Genomic DNA, 17,688 nt, shown 5'->3' on the forward strand with positions numbered 1-17,688 from the left:
CCCGGTCAGCGTAAGCGGCCACCGCGGCTCCGGCGTCACACCGGAGTCCGGGTCCCGTGGTCATACCCCGGTATGACACTCCGGTATGACATCGCGGCCGGCCCCTCGGCGTGACACCACGGACCGACGGCCCGGAACGACAATGGACCCTCGGGCCCACGGCACCCCTGCTCCCAGCATCCACGCAACGCTCCCCCGTCCGCCCCGGGCGATCAACTCACCCCGGGCTCTGTCCCGCCTGACTAGAGCTCGGCCAGCAGCTCCGCCTTCTTCGCGCTGAACTCGTCGTCCGTCAGCAGCCCCGCCTCGTGCAGTTCCCCGAGCTGGCGTATCCGGTCGGCGATGTCGGCCGGGTCCCGGCGGGCCTCCACGGCCGGCCGCACCGGCGGCGTACGTATGGTCGCCTCCGGGGCCGGACCGGCGGCCCGTACGGCCTGGAGGACCGCGGCGGCGAACGGCAGCGACTCATGGACCGGGCCGTAGCCGAGGCCGAAGACGACGGCGGCGGGGTCCTGGTCGGCCTCGCCGGGCGTCCGGCCGTCGGAGCCGCGCGCCAGCAGCCGCAGATGGCCGTTGAAGACCTCCGGCGAGCGCCACTCCACCCCGGCCAGCTCGCCGACCGGGAAGCTCTGGTCCCCGCATTTCCACTTCGCGGACGACGCCCCGGTCCAGAACCAGCGGAAGGCCACCGAGCTGCCGTCGAAGGACGCCTTGCCGTCGTACGCCTTGAAGTGCAGCGGCGGTTCGGGCGCGGCGACCAGGTGCCGGTCCGCGGGCGAGGAGGCGGCCGGTCCCAGCGCGGTGCGCAGCTCGTCGGCGTAGTACTCGGCCAGCGTCTCGCGCTCGGCCGGCAGTACCAGGCGGTAGGGGTCGGCGTCCTCCTTGAGCTGCCCGGCCGCGGCCTCCATCAGCGGGTCGGCGCCCGGGCGCGGTACGGCGTGCAGCACCACGGTGCCGCGTCTGCCCGCGGACAGCTCGACGGACCTCAGCGCCTCGTACGGGATGCGTCGCTCGCCGAGCGCCTGGAACAGCTTCGGCCTGCGGATCCCCCGTTCGAAGCGGATGAGTACGGAGTCCGTGTCGAACTCCCAGACGGCGTGAAAACCGGCCAGCACATCACCCATGCGGCTCATCGTATGCGGCGGTCGCCCGCCCGTCCCCCCTTCCGTACGCCGTGCGCTACGCGCGTCACGCCTTACCTGCCCCGGTACGCCGTCGCGCACTCGGCCCGGTCTTCGCGTTCACCCCTGAATCGACCCTGACGTCACCCGGACGCCGTCCCTGACGGCACTGCGGCCCGGCCCGTAAGCGTGTCCCTGACACCGACGGACCACCACATCACCGGACCGCCGGACATCATCGTCGCCCGGACCGGCCCGTTCCCCTACCCGACCCACCGCGCCGGCCGTATCCGGCCCATCACGCCGACCGGACCCGGCGCGGGTCCCGGCCCGTCGCTCAGGCCAGGTCCGCCGCGCAGGAGCGGTCGTACGCCGCGCAGTCCACCGCACCGGGCGTACCGACCCCCACCAGCGCGAAGTTGCGCAGACTGCGGGTGCCCGGCGTGAAGTAACCGGCGTGCCCCACGGCACCCTCGGCGGACAGCACCCGCGAGCCGAAGGCCGGACCGACCGGGTCGGCGCCGTGGCCGAGCCCGCCGACCTCCAGGTACGGAACGTCCTGGATCCAGTCGTCCGCGTCCCGCATCGCCCAGATCCGGGCCCGGCCACCCAGCGCGGCGGCGTTGTCCGCCCGCATCCCGGGGCTGCCCGCCACCGCGATGTCCGTGACGTTGGCCGGCAGCCCGCGGGCGGCCACCCCGCACACCACGGACCCGTAGCTGTGGCAGAACAGCGAGACGCCGGTCGTCGTCGGCAGCGCGCGGACGAGCGCCTGGAGGCGCAGCGCACCGACCGCGGCGAGGTGCCCGGTCGCGGCCCCCATCCCGATTCCGGCGGGCGCGGTGTAGTCGGCCCAGGCGATCACGGCCGTACGGGCGTCGGGGCGTACGGCGCGCTCGGCGTCGTACAGCGAGCGCCCCATGCCCGACGGAGCGGACGTCGCCCGCACGGTGCGCTCGAAATTCCCCAGATTGGTGTCCACGCCGGGGACCACGACCGAGACCCGGCGGGCGTGCGCAAGGTCCCCGAACACCTCCGCGGCCCGCCCGCCACCGGCCGGGTCGAAGGCGAGGATCTGCCGGTCCGGGGCCTTGAGCGAGTCGAAGCGGTGCGCCAGGCGGCGGGCGTCCTGCCGGCCGACCGGGGTGAGCCGCTGGTCGGTCGCCCGCCGCTGCGTGATGACGCGCGCCTGTTCCAGGGCGATGCGGTTGGCGCGGTAGCGCAGCTCCACCGGGGCGCCGCCCGTGTTGCCGACCACCAGCGGGTAGCGGGCGGCCAGCGTGTCGCGGTCCGTACGGCTCAGGGAGGCGTAGAAGGCCGCTTGCACGCCGGGGGCGGCCTGCGGGTCGGGCAGCCGGCGCCCGTGGAAGGAGGCGTGTCTCCATGCTGCCCGCGCGGCACCCAGTGGGTCGCCGGTGTCCTTGGCGCCTCTGACGGCCGTCCAGCCGGTACAGGCGAGCATGACGAACACCACCAACAGAGCGAGGGCCATACGCCATGCGGTGGACTGCAGAAAGCTGAAGGGGGGAGCGCCGAGCCCCGGAAAGGAAGTCACCGCGGGCCACCCTAGGAGAAGACGAAGGGCACCTGCGCATCGCGTGAGTCTTATCACGTTTCAGGGCGGTCATTTGCGGTGGATCGGACACGTGTCGGCGTGGCGCAACGCTCAGACGTGCGGAAACGGTCTCAGGAGGACACAGGAGGGCACAGGAGGACACACGGGAACACGCAAGATCTGGTGTGCTCATGAAGAGCCCCGAGCACCTGTAATCAGCCAAAGACGGCTGTAACCGGCCAAAGGCGGCCGGGCGGCTCATCGTCCGGTATGCCAGTCCTCCGCGATGGCCGGCCGGATGTGGTCGAGATACGTCGTCGTGAGCCGGCGGATCGACTCCATGCTGCAGTCCTGCCCCTCGCCCCACAGCTTCCCGGCGACCCGCATCACCCCGCTGAAAGCCGCGACCACCACCCGCGGCCTCGGGTCGGCTTCCACGTCCAGCCCCTCGCGCCGGGCGATCATGCAGGCGATCTGCTCCTCCAGCTCCGAGAAGCGGCGCAGATGCGCGGCGACCAGCGCCGGCGTCGACTCGATCATCCGGTACGAGCGCATGTGCAGCTCCAGGGGGATCACCGACTCGATCACGGCCGGGGCCCCGTCCCACACCTCCATCGCGGCGCATCGCAGCGCCTCAAGAGGGGCCTCGTCGGCGGGCCGGGCCCGCAGTTCCTCCAGGACGCGCTTGTCCACCATGTCGTGCACCGCGAAGACGACCTGCTCCTTGTTGGCGAAGTAGCGGAAGAACGTCCGCTGGGAGACGTCGACGGCCTCCGCGATCTCGTCAACGGTCGTCTCTTCGTAACCCTGGCGCGTGAACAGCTCAAGGGCCGCGCGGACCAGGGCGTCACGGGTGCGCTGCTTTTTGCGCTCGCGCAGCCCGCCCGGCTGCTTGCCGGAACCGGTGCCGGTCCCGGCCTCGGGGCCAGGGCCGGATTCTTCCGGGGATTCGGCCTCTTCGGAGCGGTCGAGGGCTTCCGGGGTCGCCGTACGCGGCGTCGGGCTCGCCATCCTGCGCCGCCTTCCTGATTCATTGCCGCTGCTCAGAATACCTGTGAGCGAAATGACAGTTACCGACTCATGAATTGTTTTGTCAACTGTCAGTGGCTGACATTAGCCTCAAGGTATGAGCTCTCAGACCCCGGTTGCCAACGCAGCGCCGGACCTTTCCGTACCGGAGCCCCGCAAGGGACTGCGGGGCCATCCGTGGCTGACCCTCTTCTCCGTCGCGATCGGCGTCATGATGGTCGCCCTCGACGGCACCATCGTCGCCATCGCCAACCCGGCCATCCAACAGGACCTCAAGGCGTCCCTCGCCGACGTCCAGTGGATAACCAACGGCTATCTGCTGGCCCTGGCCGTCTCCCTGATCACGGCCGGCAAGCTCGGTGACCGCTTCGGGCACCGCCAGACCTTCCTCATAGGTGTCGTCGGGTTCGCCGCCGCCTCCGGGGCCATCGGACTGTCCAGCGATGTCACGCTGGTCATCGTCTTCCGTGTGCTCCAGGGCATCTTCGGTGCCCTGCTGATGCCCGCCGCGCTGGGACTGCTGCGCGCGACCTTCCCGGCCGAGAAGCTCAACATGGCCATCGGCATCTGGGGCATGGTCATCGGTGCCTCCACCGCCGGCGGCCCGATCGTCGGCGGACTGCTCGTCGAGCACGTCAACTGGCAGTCGGTCTTCTTCATCAACGTACCGGTGGGCATCCTCGCCCTCGTCCTGGGCCTGGTCATCCTCAAGGACCACCGCGCCGAGAACGCGCCGCGCTCCTTCGACATCCCGGGCATCGTGCTGCTCTCGGGAGCGATGTTCTGCCTCATCTGGGCCCTGATCAAGGCCGGCGAGTGGACCTGGGGCGACGCGAGGACCTGGGGCTTCCTCGGTGGCTCCGTGATGCTGTTCGTGCTGTTCGCCATCCTGGAGACCAAGGTCCGCGAGCCGCTCATCCCGCTGCGGATGTTCCGTTCGGTGCCGCTCACGGCCGGCACGATCCTGATGGTGCTGATGGCCTTCGCCTTCATGGGCGGCCTGTTCTTCGTCACCTTCTACCTGCAGAACGTGCACGGCATGAGCCCGGTCGACAGCGGTCTGCACCTGCTGCCGCTCACCGCCATGATGATCGTCGCCTCACCCGTCGCCGGCGCGCTGATCACCAAGTTCGGTCCGCGCATCCCGCTGGTCGGCGGCATGATCTTCACCGCCGTCGCGATGTTCGGCATGACCACCCTGGCGACGGACACCGGCACGCTGCCGATGTCCGTCTGGTTCGCCCTCCTGGGCCTGGGCCTGGCGCCGGTGATGGTCGGCGCCACCGAGGTCATCGTCGGCAACGCCCCGCTGGAGCTGTCCGGTGTCGCCGGTGGCCTCCAGCAGGCCGCCATGCAGGTCGGCGGCAGCCTCGGTACGGCCGTGCTGGGCGCCGTGATGTCCAGCAAGGTCGGCTCGGACCTCGCCGGCAACTGGACCAAGGCCGGGCTCCCGGGCGCGCCCGACCCCGCCCTGAAGGCCGCGGCCGAGCTGGGCCTGGTGCCGCCGCAGGTCGCCAAGGCGCCGCACATGACGCCGGACATCCTGTCCAGGATCAACAAGGCCGTCCACGAGACGTTCGTGTCGGGCATGGGCCTGGCCTTCTCCGTCGCCTGCGGGGTGGCGATCGTCGCGGCCCTCGTCGCGGTGTTCACCAAGCGCGGGAGCAACGCGGAGGCGGGCGCGGGCGTCGGCCACATCTGACGCCCCCGCCCCGCCCCGCCGCTGCCCGACCGGCGGCTCCATCGGCGCGCGGCCGTCCGGAGGCTCACCCCTCCGGACGGCCGCGCGCCGTTTCGTATGCCGCTGCATCCGCTGCATGAGCCGTCTGCCCTGATAGAGGCGTCAACCCGGCTCGAAACCAACCGGATCGACCGGCCCGTCACAGCCTTACGACAGCCCGGTCCGGTCCGGCCCGACTCTAGCCCGTCCGGGTGAATCCGGCACCGGGCGTACGGAGGCTGCGAGCGGGGCGTCGGCGGGCGCGGAACGCGGCCGGAAGCCGTTGCCCGCACGGCGGGCGGCGCCGGCGGCCCGCGCCCGCGGAAACGTCAACAATGGGCGAAAGCAATTCCTTTGGCGCGGCGGCGGGGGCCCGTCGCCTATCAGGGTGGGCCCTGCCGGGCGGGTCTTGGCAGGTGCGGCGCGCTCTCGCCAGGCTCGGTCCCGAACCCGCCGCGGGCAACCGCCCGCCCCGGGCCGACCTCGCCGAACTCCACGGGGGAGTGATTCCTGTGCGTACGTCCCACCTCACCGCACTCGTCGCCGGCACCGCGGCACTGGCCGCCGGAGCGCTCGCCGGTCCACCCGCGCACGCCACACCACCCACGGGTGCCACGGCACCCGCGCACGCCACGGCACCCGCGCATGCCACGGCACCCGCGCATGCGGGGCCGCCCGGCCGTCGCGGTCCCGCCTCCGGCGACTGCGCGACCGGTCAGTTCTGCCTGTGGACCGCCGCGGACTTCGGCGGCACCCGGCGTACGTACGAACTGTCCGACACCGACATCGAGAGCTGCGTCCCGCTCACCGCCGGACCCGCGGCCTCCTTCGCCAACCGCACCGGACGGCCGGTCACCACCTACCAGAGCGCGGAGTGCGCCGAGACCGGGGAGTTCGACACCTATCCCGGCGGAGGCAGTTGGGTGCCCCAGTCCCCGTACCAGGTAAGGGCGTTCAAGGTCTGGGAGAGCTGAGAGGAGGTGCCCGCCCCGCCCGTACCTCAGGACGGGAAGGAGCCGCGACCGCGACCACGGCGGCGAAACCGAACCGGTGGCCCCGGCAGCCGTAGCGGAAAACGCCGTGTCCCCGACCGGTGAACCGGCCGGGGACACGGCGTACAGAAACCGCGTGGACCCGTCGTACGGCGGGCGGACAAGGCGCCGCCCCGCACGTCAGCGCGTCAGTGGCGCGTCAGGCGTCGCCGCCCGCCTCGCCGGCCTCCGCCGCCGCGACGTCCAGCAACTGGTACCGGTCGATGGCCTGCTTGAGCAGCGAGCGGTCGACCTTGCCCTCCTTGGCGAGTTCGGTGAGCACGCTGAGGACGATGGACTGCGCGTCGATGTGGAAGAAGCGACGAGCCGCGCCACGGGTGTCGGCGAAGCCGAAGCCGTCGGCGCCCAGCGACTGGTAGGTGCCCGGCACCCAGCGCGCGATCTGGTCCGGAACCGCACGCATCCAGTCCGAAACGGCCACCTTCGGGCCCTCGACGCCCTGGAGCTTGCGCGTCACGTAAGGAACGCGCTGCTCCTCCTCCGGGTGGAGCAGGTTGTGCTCCTCGGCCTCCACCGCGTCGCGGCGCAGCTCGTTCCAGGAGGTCGCCGACCAGACGTCCGCCTTGACGTCCCACTCGTCCGCCAGGATCTGCTGGGCCTCCAGCGCCCACGGCACCGCCACGCCCGAGGCCAGGATCTGGGCCTTGTGCCGGCCCTTCTCGCCTGCCTTGAGGTGGTACAGGCCCTTGAGGATGCCCTCGGTGTCCACGCCCGCCGGCTCGGCCGGGTGCTGGATCGGCTCGTTGTAGACGGTGAGGTAGTAGAAGACGTCCTCGCTGTCCTCGCCGTACATCCGGCGCAGACCGTCCTTGACGATGTGTGCGATCTCGTACCCGTAGGCCGGGTCGTAGGCCACACACGCCGGGTTGGTCGAGGCGAGCAACTGGGAGTGGCCGTCCGCGTGCTGGAGACCCTCACCGGTCAGAGTCGTACGGCCCGCGGTCGCACCCAGCACGAAGCCGCGCGCGAGCTGGTCGGCCATCTGCCAGAACTGGTCACCGGTCCGCTGGAACCCGAACATCGAGTAGAAGACGTAGACCGGGATCAGCGGCTCGCCGTGCGTGGCGTAGGCCGAGCCGGCGGCGATCAGCGAGGCGGTGCAGCCGGCCTCGGAGATGCCGTCGTGCAGCATCTGGCCGGTCGGCGACTCCTTGTAGGCCAGCAGCAGGTCGCGGTCCACGGACTCGTACGCCTGGCCCAGCGGGTTGTAGATCTTCGCCGACGGGAAGAACGCGTCCATGCCGAAGGTGCGGTACTCGTCGGGCGCGATCAGCACGAACCGCTTGCCGATCTCCTTGTCCCGCATGAGGTCCTTGAGCACACGGACGAACGCCATGGTCGTGGCGATCTTCTGCTGGCCCGAGCCCTTCTTGGCACCCGCGTACGTCTTGTCGTCCGGCATCTGCAGCGGCTTGCTGCGCACGACACGGGTCGGCACGTAACCGCCCAGCGCCTTGCGGCGGTCGTGCATGTACTGGATCTCTTCGGAGTCGCGGCCCGGGTGGTAGTACGGCGGCAGGCCGTCCTCCAGCTCCTTGTCCGCGATCGGCAGGTGCAGCCGGTCGCGGAAGCGCTTGAGGTCCTCGACCGTCAGCTTCTTCATCTGGTGGGTCGCGTTGCGGCCCTCGAAGTTCGGGCCGAGCGTCCAGCCCTTGACGGTCTGCGCCAGGATCACGGTCGGCTGGCCCTTGTGCGCCTTGGCCGCCGCGTACGCCGCGTAGATCTTCTTGTGGTCGTGACCGCCGCGGCCCAGGTGCTGGATCTGCTGGTCGGTCATGTTCTCGACCATCGCGCGCAGGCGGTGGTCGTCACCGAAGAAGTGCTCACGGATGTACGCGCCGGACTCGGTGGCGTACGTCTGGAACTGACCGTCCGGCGTGCTGTTGAGCTTGTTGACCAGGATGCCGTCGCGGTCCTGGGCGAGCAGCGGGTCCCAGCTACGGTCCCAGACCAGCTTGATGACGTTCCAGCCGGCACCACGGAACTGCGACTCCAGCTCCTGCATGATCTTGCCGTTGCCGCGGACCGGACCGTCCAGGCGCTGCAGGTTGCAGTTGACGACGAAGGTGAGGTTGTCCAGGCCCTCACGAGCGGCAAGGGAGAGCTGGCCGAGCGACTCGGGCTCGTCCATCTCGCCGTCACCGAGGTAGGCCCACACATGCGACTTGGAGGTGTCGGCGATGCCGCGCGCCTCCATGTAGCGGTTCATCCGCGCCTGGTAGATCGCGCCCAGGGGGCCCAGGCCCATCGAGACGGTCGGGAACTCCCAGAAGTCCGGCATCAGCCGCGGGTGCGGGTAGCTGGACAGGCCGTAGGGGGCCTTGGACTTCTCCTGGCGGAAGGCGTCGAGCTGGCTCTCGTTCAGCCGGTCGAGCAGGAAGGCGCGGGCGTACACACCGGGGGAGGCGTGGCCCTGGAAGAAGATCTGGTCGCCGCCGTCGCCCTCGTCCTTGCCCCGGAAGAAGTGGTTGAAGCCCACGTCGTACAGGGAGGCCGAAGAGGCGAAGGTGGCGATGTGACCGCCGACGCCGATGCCGGGGCGCTGGGCCCGGGAGACCATGACGGCCGCGTTCCACCGGGTCGCGTTCAGGATCTTGCGCTCGATCTCCTCGTTGCCGGGGAAGAACGGCTCGTCCTTGGTCGCGATGGTGTTCACGTAGTCCGTGCTGCGCATCTCGGGCACGGCCACGCGCTTCTCGCGGGCTCGCTCGATCAGGCGCAGCATGAGGTAGCGGGCACGTTCCCGGCCTCGCTCATCGACGGCTGCGTCGAGCGAGTCGAGCCATTCCTGGGTCTCTTCGGGATCGAAGTCCGGGACCTGGCTGGGAAGGCCGCCAATGATGATCGGGTTGCGATCGGATCCGGAAGCCACGCTGTTCCTTCGCTGTTCGGTAATGCTCTGCCTTGGTGTCGCGCCGTCTTCCATCGTGTACCGAGTCACCGGGCTACGTCATCTCTACCGGTGGGTAACCACCCCCTAAGAGACGGGCGCTGAAAAGGCCGATTTCTCAGGTCGGCCAAATCGCAACCATACGCCCATGTCGAATGTGCTTGGCGTACGGCTGTGCGATCACCGAAAGCCTCTACAGGGCTGCCACGGCCCCCCAAAGGGCCCAGTCGCGCGCGACTACCCCACAAACCCGACAGATCGCTGTGGTGTGAATCACTTCCGGCTGCCCCGATGGAGTCGTAGTTGCGGCGAGACGGCGGTAAACGTCACCGTTTCGACGGTCTCGGCCGCCGGGTACTTGCGCGATCCGCCCTGCCCGTGTGGACTACGCCCAATGCCCCGCGCACGCGCGGGGTCAAAGGCATTTTCCGAAACATGACAGGAGGCAATCCGTGAGCGCGACCGCGGACCACGCGGAGGAGCGGACCAACCCTGCCGCCAGGCTGGGGTTCGAGCCCGGGCAGGTGGTCCAGGAGATCGGCTACGACGACGACGTCGAGCAGGATTTCCGCGAAGGTATTGAGGCCGTGACCGGCCAGGATCTCGTCGACGAGGACTACGACGACGTGGCCGACGTCGTCGTGCTGTGGTTCCGGGACGACGACGGCGACCTTACGGACGCGCTGGTGGACGCCATCGGTCTGATCGACGAGGGCGCCCCTGTCTGGCTGATGACTCCGAAGACCGGACGCGACGGTTACATCGAACCGAGCGACATCAACGAGGCCGCGCGGACCGCCGGCCTGACCCAGACCAAGAGCATCAACGCGGGCAAGGACTGGACCGGCAGCCGCCTGGTCACGCCGAAGTCCGTCAAGCGCTGAATCGCGGCGCCCAGGGCCCCGGCGCCCGGGGGCTCAGGCCCCCCGGCCCCGGGGCCCGGCGGCCGTGCCCGCACGAGCCGGCCGCGCCGTGCGGAGTCGGCCGTGTCCTTGAGGGCCGGCCGCGCTCTTGCGGAGCCACCTGTGTCCGGGCGGGTCGGCCGGGTGCGTACGGACGTCTCTTCCGGCCCGGTTCCGGAGGGGAGCTCGGGGGCGTACGGAGGGGCGCCCGGCGCGCGCCGCACGGCGCGTAGGGTTGGGGTGCATCTGTTGAGCGAGAGCGGAAGGGAAGCACCCCCATGGCGATCGAGGTCGGCACGAAGGCTCCGGATTTCGAGCTGAAGAACCAGCACGGCGAGCTGGTCAAGCTCTCCGACTTCCGGGGCGAGAAGGCCGTCGTGCTCCTCTTCTACCCCTTCGCCTTCACCGGCGTGTGCACCGGCGAACTGTGCGCGCTCCGTGACGAGCTGCCCAAGTTCGTCAACGACGACGTACAGCTTCTGGCCGTCTCCAACGACTCGCCGTTCTCCCTGCGGATCTTCGCCGAGCAGGAGGGCCTGGACTACCCGCTGCTGTCGGACTTCTGGCCGCACGGCGCGGTGTCGCGGGCGTACGGCGTCTTCGACGAGGAAAAGGGCTGCGCGGTGCGCGGCACCTTCATCATCGACAAGGAGGGCGTGGTCCGCTGGACGGTCGTCAACGGCCTGCCCGACGCACGTGACCTCAACGAATACGTGAAGGCACTGCAGAACCTCTGAAACCGCGGAGCGCCTTCATCCCCCTGAGTCCGCGGGACCGAACCCGCTCCCGGGAGCGGGGCCGGTCCCGCGGGATCGAACGCCGGCCGCGCGGGGCCGGTCCACGGAGCGCCTGCGCGTTCAACGCCTGCGCATTCATGGAACGCGCGGAACCCGTGGAACGCGCGGAACCTGTGAAGTGACCGGTTTTCCGTGGCGCTCCGGACGGGCCGGTCGCGCGGATGTCCGACATCCGCCGCCGGTATCTGTAATCGGTGGGAACCGGTCACTAGGATCAAATCGTTGATCCGATGCCATGCACGATGGGGGCGCAAAGCTTTACGTACCCCTCGAATCTATGGGAGGACTCGTGGGAGTCAGCCTCAGCAAGGGCGGCAACGTCTCGCTGACGAAGGAAGCCCCCAATCTGACCGCGGTCGTCGTCGGTCTGGGCTGGGACGCGCGCACCACCACCGGTACGGACTTCGACCTGGACGCCAGCGCCCTGCTGACGAACGACCAGGGGAAGGTCGCCAACGACCAGAACTTCGTGTTCTTCAACAACCTCAAGAGCCCGGACGGCTCGGTCGAACACACCGGTGACAACATCACCGGTGAGGGTGAGGGCGACGACGAGCAGATCAAGGTGAACCTCGCCGCCGTCCCGGCCGATGTCGCCAAGATCGTCTTCCCGGTGTCGATCTACGACGCCGAGAACCGCCAGCAGAGCTTCGGCCAGGTGCGCAACGCCTTCATCCGCGTGGTCAACCAGGCGGACGGCAACGAGCTGGCCCGTTACGACCTGAGCGAGGACGCCTCGACCGAGACCGCGATGGTCTTCGGCGAGCTGTACCGCAACGGCGCGGAGTGGAAGTTCCGGGCCATCGGCCAGGGCTACGCCTCGGGGCTGCGCGGCATCGCGCAGGACTTCGGCGTCAACGTCTGACCGGAGCAGCTTTCCGTGACCGGCGCCGTACGCCCCCTGCCGGGGGAGTGCGGCGCCGGGCGCGCTTGAGCACGACACAGCACCACCGTCACCGGGGAGGATGCGAACAACATGGGCGTCACGCTCGCCAAGGGAGGCAATGTCTCCCTCTCCAAGGCCGCTCCGAATCTCACCCAGGTCATGGTCGGCCTGGGCTGGGACGCGCGCTCCACCACGGGAGCGCCGTTCGACCTCGACGCCAGCGCGCTGCTGTGCCAGTCGGGGCGTGTGCTCGGGGACGAATACTTCGTCTTCTACAACAACCTCACCAGTCCCGAAGGTTCCGTCGAACACACCGGTGACAATCTCACCGGTGAGGGCGAGGGGGACGACGAATCGATCCTGGTGGATCTCACCAAGGTCCCACCGCAGGTCGACAAGATCATTTTCCCGGTCTCGATTCATGAGGCCGATCTGCGCGGGCAGAGCTTCGGCCAGGTCAGCAACGCATTCATCCGCGTCGTCAACCAGGCCGACGGCAGTGAGCTGGCCCGTTACGACCTCAGCGAGGACGCCTCCAGCGAGACGGCGATGATCTTCGGTGAGGTTTATCGCTACAGCGGGGAGTGGAAGTTCCGGGCCGTTGGCCAGGGGTATGCGTCAGGTCTGCGGGGCATCGCTCTAGACTTCGGGGTCAACGTTTCGTAAAGGCGCCGCGCGCTGCGCGCGGGGGACCCACACAACGAGGGATTGGGTAGGCAGTGCTCCTGAAAACCTTTGGCTGGTCGTTCGCCATCACGGCGGCCGGTCTGGCCTTGGCCGGCGTCCTCTGGGGGTGGCAGGGGCTCGCGATTGTCGGGATCCTGTCCATCCTGGAGATTTCGGTCTCGTTCGACAATGCGGTCATCAACGCGGGAATCCTGCGCAAGATGAACGCCTTCTGGCAGAAGATCTTCCTGACGGTCGGCATCCTCATTGCCGTTTTCGGCATGCGGCTGGTCTTTCCCGTCGTCATCGTCGCGGTCACCGCGAAGATGGGGCCGATCGAAGCGGTCAAGCTGGCGATCAACGACAAACCGCAGTACGAGCAACTGGTCACGAGCGCCCACCCCGCCATTGCGGCCTTCGGTGGCATGTTCCTGCTCATGATCTTCCTCGACTTCATCTTCGAGGAGCGGGAACACAAATGGCTGGCCTGGCTGGAGAAGCCGCTGGCCAAAATGGGCAAGCTGGACATGCTGTCCGTGATCGTCGCGCTGATCGTGCTGCTGGTCGCGTCGATGACGGTCGCCACCGATGTCGCGCACGGCGGCGGTGACAAGAGCGCCACGGTCCTGCTGTCCGGCGTCGCCGGTCTGCTCACGTACCTGATCGTGGGCGGTGTCTCCGGCTACTTCGAGGACAAGTTGGAGGAGGTCGAGGACGAGGAGGACGAGGACGGCGAGGCAGCCGCCGCGTCGTCGGGCTCCGCGGCGAAGAAGAACGGCACCGGCGCGGCCGTGGGCCTGGCCGGCAAGGCCGCGTTCTTCATGTTCCTCTACCTGGAGGTCATCGACGCCTCCTTCTCCTTCGACGGTGTCATCGGTGCGTTCGCCATCACCAACGACATCTTCGAGATGGCTCTCGGTCTGGGCATCGGTGCGATGTACATCCGTTCGCTGACGGTCTACCTCGTCCGCAAGGGGACCCTGGACGACTACGTCTACCTGGAGCACGGCGCGCACTACGCGATCGGCGCCCTGGCGGTCATCCTGCTCGCCACGATCAAGTACGAGATCAACGAGGTGATCACCGGTCTGGTCGGTGTCGTCCTGATCGGCCTGTCCTTCCTGTCCTCCGTACGCAGGAACAGACTCCAGGGAAAGCCGGGAGAGAGCTCCCGGCCGAAGTCGGAAGTCTCATCCGGAGTGTGACGAGGGTCTGATTGAGGAACGCTTTCAGCGGGGCGGCCACGGGGTTCTCTCCCCGTGGCCGCCCCGCTGTGGTTCCGGCGATCAAGGGGGTGGGCAGGGTGTCGTTCCTGGGGAACTGGTGGCGCGGTGGGGCGCCGATGTACGACGGCGGCGGTGCGTCGCATGTGGTCGAACTGACGAAGCGGAATCCCGTGGTCTCGCTGAGCAAGCAGGGCGCGGCCACCGGGCACCTGCGGGTCAACCTGCACTGGCAGATGCGGGCCGCGGACATCGGGCGGCCCGGGCAGTCCAGGGGAGGACTGCTGCGGCATCCGGGCCGGATGTTCAAGCCGGAGGTGGTGCAGGCACAGGGACCGGCGGTGGTCAAGATCGACCTGGACCTGGCCTGCCTGTACGAGCTCAAGGACGGCACCAAGGGCGTGGTGCAGCCGCTCGGGAACTTCCTGGGGGACATCAATGTCCCGCCGTACGTGAAGCTCAGCGGTGACGACCGGTTCGGTTCACCCTCCGGCGAGACGCTCTACATCAACATGGACCACCGCAACGAGATCAAACGACTGCTGATCTTCGTCTACATCTACGACGGCACTCCGGCCTTCGACCGTACGCACGCCGTCGTGACGCTCTACCCGAGCAACGGCCCCCGGGTGGAGATAGGGCTGGACGAACGCGCACCGCAGGCCCGCTCCTGCGCGGTGTTCATGCTGGAGAACAACAAGGGCGAGATGACCGTGCGCCGCGAGGTGAAGTACGTCTACGGCTTCCAGGCGGAACTGGACCGGCTGTACGGCTGGGGCCTCCAGTGGGGCCGGGGCTACAAGTCCAAGGTCTGAGACCGGGACAGGACGGCACCGGGACGCCCTGGAGTGATGGGCACCCACGCCCGGCAGGGCGTTCCGAAGCGGCGGGACGCCCAGGTCCCGCGGGACTCCCAGGCCCGGCGGTGCGCCGAGGCCCGGCGGGGCGCTCTGGAGCGGTAGGGCGCCCCGAAGCGGCGGGCCGTCCCGATGCGGCGCCGATCGGCGGGCCGTGGGCCGCGGTGGTCTCCATGTCCCGGACCGGGCCCGGGAGCCCGGCCCGGGACCGGACCGCAGGCCGAACCGGGCCGTAAGCCAGGACCGAAGCCGGGCCGTAAGCCGGGACCGGAGCCTGCTCCTGCGGCAGGAGCAGGACCGCTCAGCGGTGCTGGAACTGCGGACCCTGCGGAGGCAGCACGAAGTTCGGGTCCGGCACCGGGGGCGCCGGCGGATAGCCGTACGTCTGACCCGTCGGTACCCCCGCGCCCGGGTACGCCGGCTGCTGAGGCGGGTACATCTGCGGCGGCTGATGCGTGGGCGGTGACTGCGGCGCCTGCTGCGGATAGCCGTACGAAGGCTGCTGCGGCGGCCCCTGAGGCTGCTGCGGAGGTCCTGGATAGCCGTACGCGGGCTGGGCAGGCGGTTGGGACGGTGGCCGGGACGGCGGCGGCGGAACGTTCGGCGGGTAGCCGTAGCCGCCGCCCGTGGGCTGCGGCACGGGAGCGGAGACGGGCGGCTGCGCGTACGCGGTGGCCGGGTGGGGCGCCGGCGAGGGCGCCGGCGCGTGCTGCGGTACGGGCGCCGGCTGCGGTACCGGGCCGGCGGGCTGGGGCGCCGACGGGGCCGGCGGAACGTGGGCCACGGTGGACGCGGAGGTGTCCGCCGCCGGATCGGGCATGTGCTGGGTGGCGTCGGGGTCCCCCGGCGTGGACGGTTCCGGCTCGGCGGCCTCCCGCGGGGAGCCGGACGCCGCCCCCGCCGGGGACGCCGCCCCCGCCGGGACGCCGCCCCCGGGGACGCGGCTTCCGGCGCGGGCGAGGCCGCGGCGGGCCCGGCTGCGTCCCCCGAGGACTCGTCCTCCTCGACCGAGACCCCGAATTCCGTGGCCAGTCCGACCAGGCCGCTTTCGTACCCCTGCCCCAGCGCCCGGAACTTCCAGGTCTCGGCGCGCCGGTACAGCTCGCCGCAGAGCAGGGCCGTCTCCTCGCCCGTGTCCGGCACCACGTCGAAGACCGCGATCGGTTCGCTCTCGCCCGCCGAGGCGTCGTACAGCAGCACGCGCAGATCCCGTACGAGCCCGAAGGCGCCACCGTCCGAGGAGGCGGTGAGCATGACCCGGTCCACCGAGGCGTCCAGCGCGGACAGGTTCGCCTCGACGGCATCGGTGTCGGTCGCGCCGTCCTCCAGATGTGTCTTGCGCAGATGCCGGACCAGGCCGCTGGGGTGCCGGGGCTGGTTGAAGAAGACGAAGTCCTCGTCGGAGCGCACGCGTCCGTCGCTGCCCAGGAGCAGTGCCGAGGCATCGACATCGGGAACACCGGCACCGGGGGTCCAGCGCAGTACGGCCCGTACTACCGTGGCGTCGAGGGGTACGTTCGACCCTTTCAGCATCGCGTGCGTCATGCCGCAATCCTGCCTTCCCTGAGGTCGCAGGGACAACGCGGGGGGCCGGACGGCGTGGCCGGATCGTGGCACCGGACACCCGTACGTCGCGTAGGGGCAACCAGTTTTTCACGCGCGGGGGAACTTTCGATCGGCAGCCGCACGTACGATTACCGGCTGGATCCAGACAGCGAGACGCAGTGGGGACACCCCGGTCCACCTGCGGACGGGGAGTTGTATGCGTCATTTCGGGTACCTTGCGCCGAGCATGCGGAAGGCATTGTTCCACCAGGAACCGGCCGAGTTCACTGCCGACTCGCCCGCCCATATGCTCTCGGTCGCGCTCGGGGCCACCCTCTACAGCCCCGCCACCCGCCCGTGCCTCGCCGCCGACATCGTCAAACAGGCCGGCCGCGGTGTGGTGTCGATGGTGCTGTGCCTGGAGGACTCCATCGGCGACGGCGAGGTGGAGGCCGGCGAGGAGAACCTCGTACGGCATCTCACCGCCCTCGCCGAGGAGGACGGCAGCGGCCCCGTCCTGCCCCTGCTGTTCATACGGGTCAGGACGCCCGGACAGATACCCGATCTCGTGCGCCGGCTCGGACCCGCGGTGCGGCTGCTGTCCGGATTCGTACTGCCGAAGTTCACCGAGACGCGCGGGATCCCCTTTCTGGAAGCGCTGGCCGGCGCGGAAGAGAACTGCGGGCGGCGGCTGTTCGCGATGCCCGTGCTCGAATCGCCCCAGTTGCTGTACCTGGAGAGCCGCGCCCAGACGCTGGAAGGCATCGCGCGGACCGTCGAGAAATACCGGGAACGGGTGCTCGCGCTGCGGCTCGGTGTCACGGACTTCTGCTCCGCCTACGGGCTGCGCAGGGCACCTGACATGACGGCGTACGACGTCCAGATCGTCGCCTCCGTCATCGCGGACGTGGTCAACGTCCTGGGCCGGGCGGACGGCACGGGTTTCACCGTCACCGGGCCGGTGTGGGAGTACTTCCGGCTGCACGAGCGGATGTTCAAGCCGCAGTTGCGGCGTAGCCCCTTCCTGGGCCGGGCCGAGGAACTGCGGACCACGTTGATCGAGCACGACATGGACGGGCTGCTGCGGGAGATCGAACTGGACCGGGCGAACGGCTTGCAGGGCAAGACCTGCATCCATCCCTCGCATGTGGCACCCGTACACGCGCTGTCGGTCGTCAGCCACGAGGAGTTCAGCGACGCCGTCGACATTCTGCGGCCCGAACGCGGCGACGGCGGAGTCCTGCGCTCCTCGTACACGAACAAGATGAATGAAGTGAAGCCGCACCGCGCCTGGGCCGAGCGGACTCTGCTGCGCGCCGAGGTGTTCGGCGTGGCGCGCGAGGGCGTCGGCTTCGTGGAACTGCTGACCGCCAGCCTCCCGCAGCACTGACCGCACAGGAGGCGACGGACGATGACGAGCGCGACACCGGACATGACGCCGCGAC

The 17,688-nt window shown here is 69.5% G+C and carries 14 protein-coding genes and 1 pseudogene; 9 read left to right on the forward strand and 6 right to left on the reverse strand.

Features of this window, described 5'->3' with window-relative positions:
* Positions 1-242: 242 nt before the first annotated feature.
* From KGS77_RS25625 to KGS77_RS25635, 3 genes are all read right to left on the reverse strand, one after another.
* A complete protein-coding gene (locus KGS77_RS25625; RefSeq protein ID WP_242585379.1) occupies positions 243-1,124 on the reverse strand; it encodes a DUF4429 domain-containing protein in 882 nt (293 codons plus the stop codon).
* 334 nt (positions 1,125-1,458) lie between these two features.
* A complete protein-coding gene (locus tag KGS77_RS25630; RefSeq protein WP_242585380.1) occupies positions 1,459-2,676 on the reverse strand; it encodes an alpha/beta hydrolase in 1,218 nt (405 codons plus the stop codon).
* A gap of 258 nt (positions 2,677-2,934) precedes the next feature.
* Positions 2,935-3,687, reverse strand: a complete 753-nt coding sequence (locus KGS77_RS25635; RefSeq protein WP_242585382.1) for a TetR family transcriptional regulator — start codon at positions 3,685-3,687, stop codon at positions 2,935-2,937.
* A 115-nt stretch (positions 3,688-3,802) separates the two neighbouring features.
* On the opposite strand from KGS77_RS25635, the gene KGS77_RS25640 reads away from it, so the two are divergent.
* The gene (locus tag KGS77_RS25640; protein ID WP_242585383.1) at positions 3,803-5,407 is read left to right on the forward strand and encodes an MFS transporter; all 1,605 of its coding nucleotides are present in this window, start codon (positions 3,803-3,805) and stop codon (positions 5,405-5,407) included.
* A 530-nt stretch (positions 5,408-5,937) separates the two neighbouring features.
* Positions 5,938-6,399 (forward strand): peptidase inhibitor family I36 protein, encoded by a 462-nt coding sequence (locus KGS77_RS25645; RefSeq protein ID WP_242587681.1) that lies wholly within the window; start codon positions 5,938-5,940, stop codon positions 6,397-6,399.
* Positions 6,400-6,616: 217 nt separating this feature from the next.
* Here the strand turns inward: KGS77_RS25645 and aceE are convergent, their stop codons facing one another.
* Positions 6,617-9,349, reverse strand: coding sequence for a pyruvate dehydrogenase (acetyl-transferring), homodimeric type (gene aceE, locus KGS77_RS25650; RefSeq protein WP_242585385.1), 2,733 nt, complete (start codon positions 9,347-9,349; stop codon positions 6,617-6,619).
* A gap of 470 nt (positions 9,350-9,819) precedes the next feature.
* Between aceE and KGS77_RS25655 the strand changes: the two genes are divergently transcribed.
* The 6 genes from KGS77_RS25655 (at position 9,820) to KGS77_RS25680 (ending at position 14,656) form a co-directional block, all read left to right on the forward strand.
* A complete protein-coding gene (locus KGS77_RS25655) occupies positions 9,820-10,251 on the forward strand; it encodes a DUF3052 domain-containing protein (RefSeq protein ID WP_242585387.1) in 432 nt (143 codons plus the stop codon).
* A gap of 296 nt (positions 10,252-10,547) precedes the next feature.
* Positions 10,548-11,006, forward strand: a complete 459-nt coding sequence (locus KGS77_RS25660) for a peroxiredoxin (RefSeq protein WP_242585390.1) — start codon at positions 10,548-10,550, stop codon at positions 11,004-11,006.
* Between the two features lie 349 nt (positions 11,007-11,355).
* Positions 11,356-11,931, forward strand: coding sequence for a TerD family protein (locus tag KGS77_RS25665; RefSeq protein ID WP_030597448.1), 576 nt, complete (start codon positions 11,356-11,358; stop codon positions 11,929-11,931).
* A gap of 111 nt (positions 11,932-12,042) precedes the next feature.
* The gene (locus KGS77_RS25670; protein WP_242585392.1) at positions 12,043-12,618 is read left to right on the forward strand and encodes a TerD family protein; all 576 of its coding nucleotides are present in this window, start codon (positions 12,043-12,045) and stop codon (positions 12,616-12,618) included.
* A gap of 53 nt (positions 12,619-12,671) precedes the next feature.
* The gene (locus KGS77_RS25675; protein ID WP_242585394.1) at positions 12,672-13,823 is read left to right on the forward strand and encodes a DUF475 domain-containing protein; all 1,152 of its coding nucleotides are present in this window, start codon (positions 12,672-12,674) and stop codon (positions 13,821-13,823) included.
* Between the two features lie 98 nt (positions 13,824-13,921).
* On the forward strand, positions 13,922-14,656 hold the full coding sequence (locus KGS77_RS25680) for a Tellurium resistance (protein ID WP_242585404.1): 735 nt from the start codon (positions 13,922-13,924) through the stop codon (positions 14,654-14,656).
* Between the two features lie 343 nt (positions 14,657-14,999).
* Here the strand turns inward: KGS77_RS25680 and KGS77_RS25685 are convergent, their stop codons facing one another.
* Together KGS77_RS25685 and KGS77_RS25690 are read right to left on the reverse strand one after the other, a co-directional pair.
* The gene (locus KGS77_RS25685; protein WP_242585406.1) at positions 15,000-15,518 is read right to left on the reverse strand and encodes a hypothetical protein; all 519 of its coding nucleotides are present in this window, start codon (positions 15,516-15,518) and stop codon (positions 15,000-15,002) included.
* Positions 15,519-15,775: 257 nt separating this feature from the next.
* A pseudogene (locus tag KGS77_RS25690) lies at positions 15,776-16,243 on the reverse strand (TerD family protein); the annotation flags it as partial.
* A 217-nt stretch (positions 16,244-16,460) separates the two neighbouring features.
* Between KGS77_RS25690 and KGS77_RS25695 the strand changes: the two are divergent.
* Positions 16,461-17,633, forward strand: a complete 1,173-nt coding sequence (locus KGS77_RS25695; protein WP_242585408.1) for an HpcH/HpaI aldolase/citrate lyase family protein — start codon at positions 16,461-16,463, stop codon at positions 17,631-17,633.
* Positions 17,634-17,688 lie beyond the last annotated feature (55 nt).

The sequence above is a fragment of the Streptomyces sp. MST-110588 genome, assembly GCF_022695595.1.
Classification (GTDB): domain Bacteria; phylum Actinomycetota; class Actinomycetes; order Streptomycetales; family Streptomycetaceae; genus Streptomyces.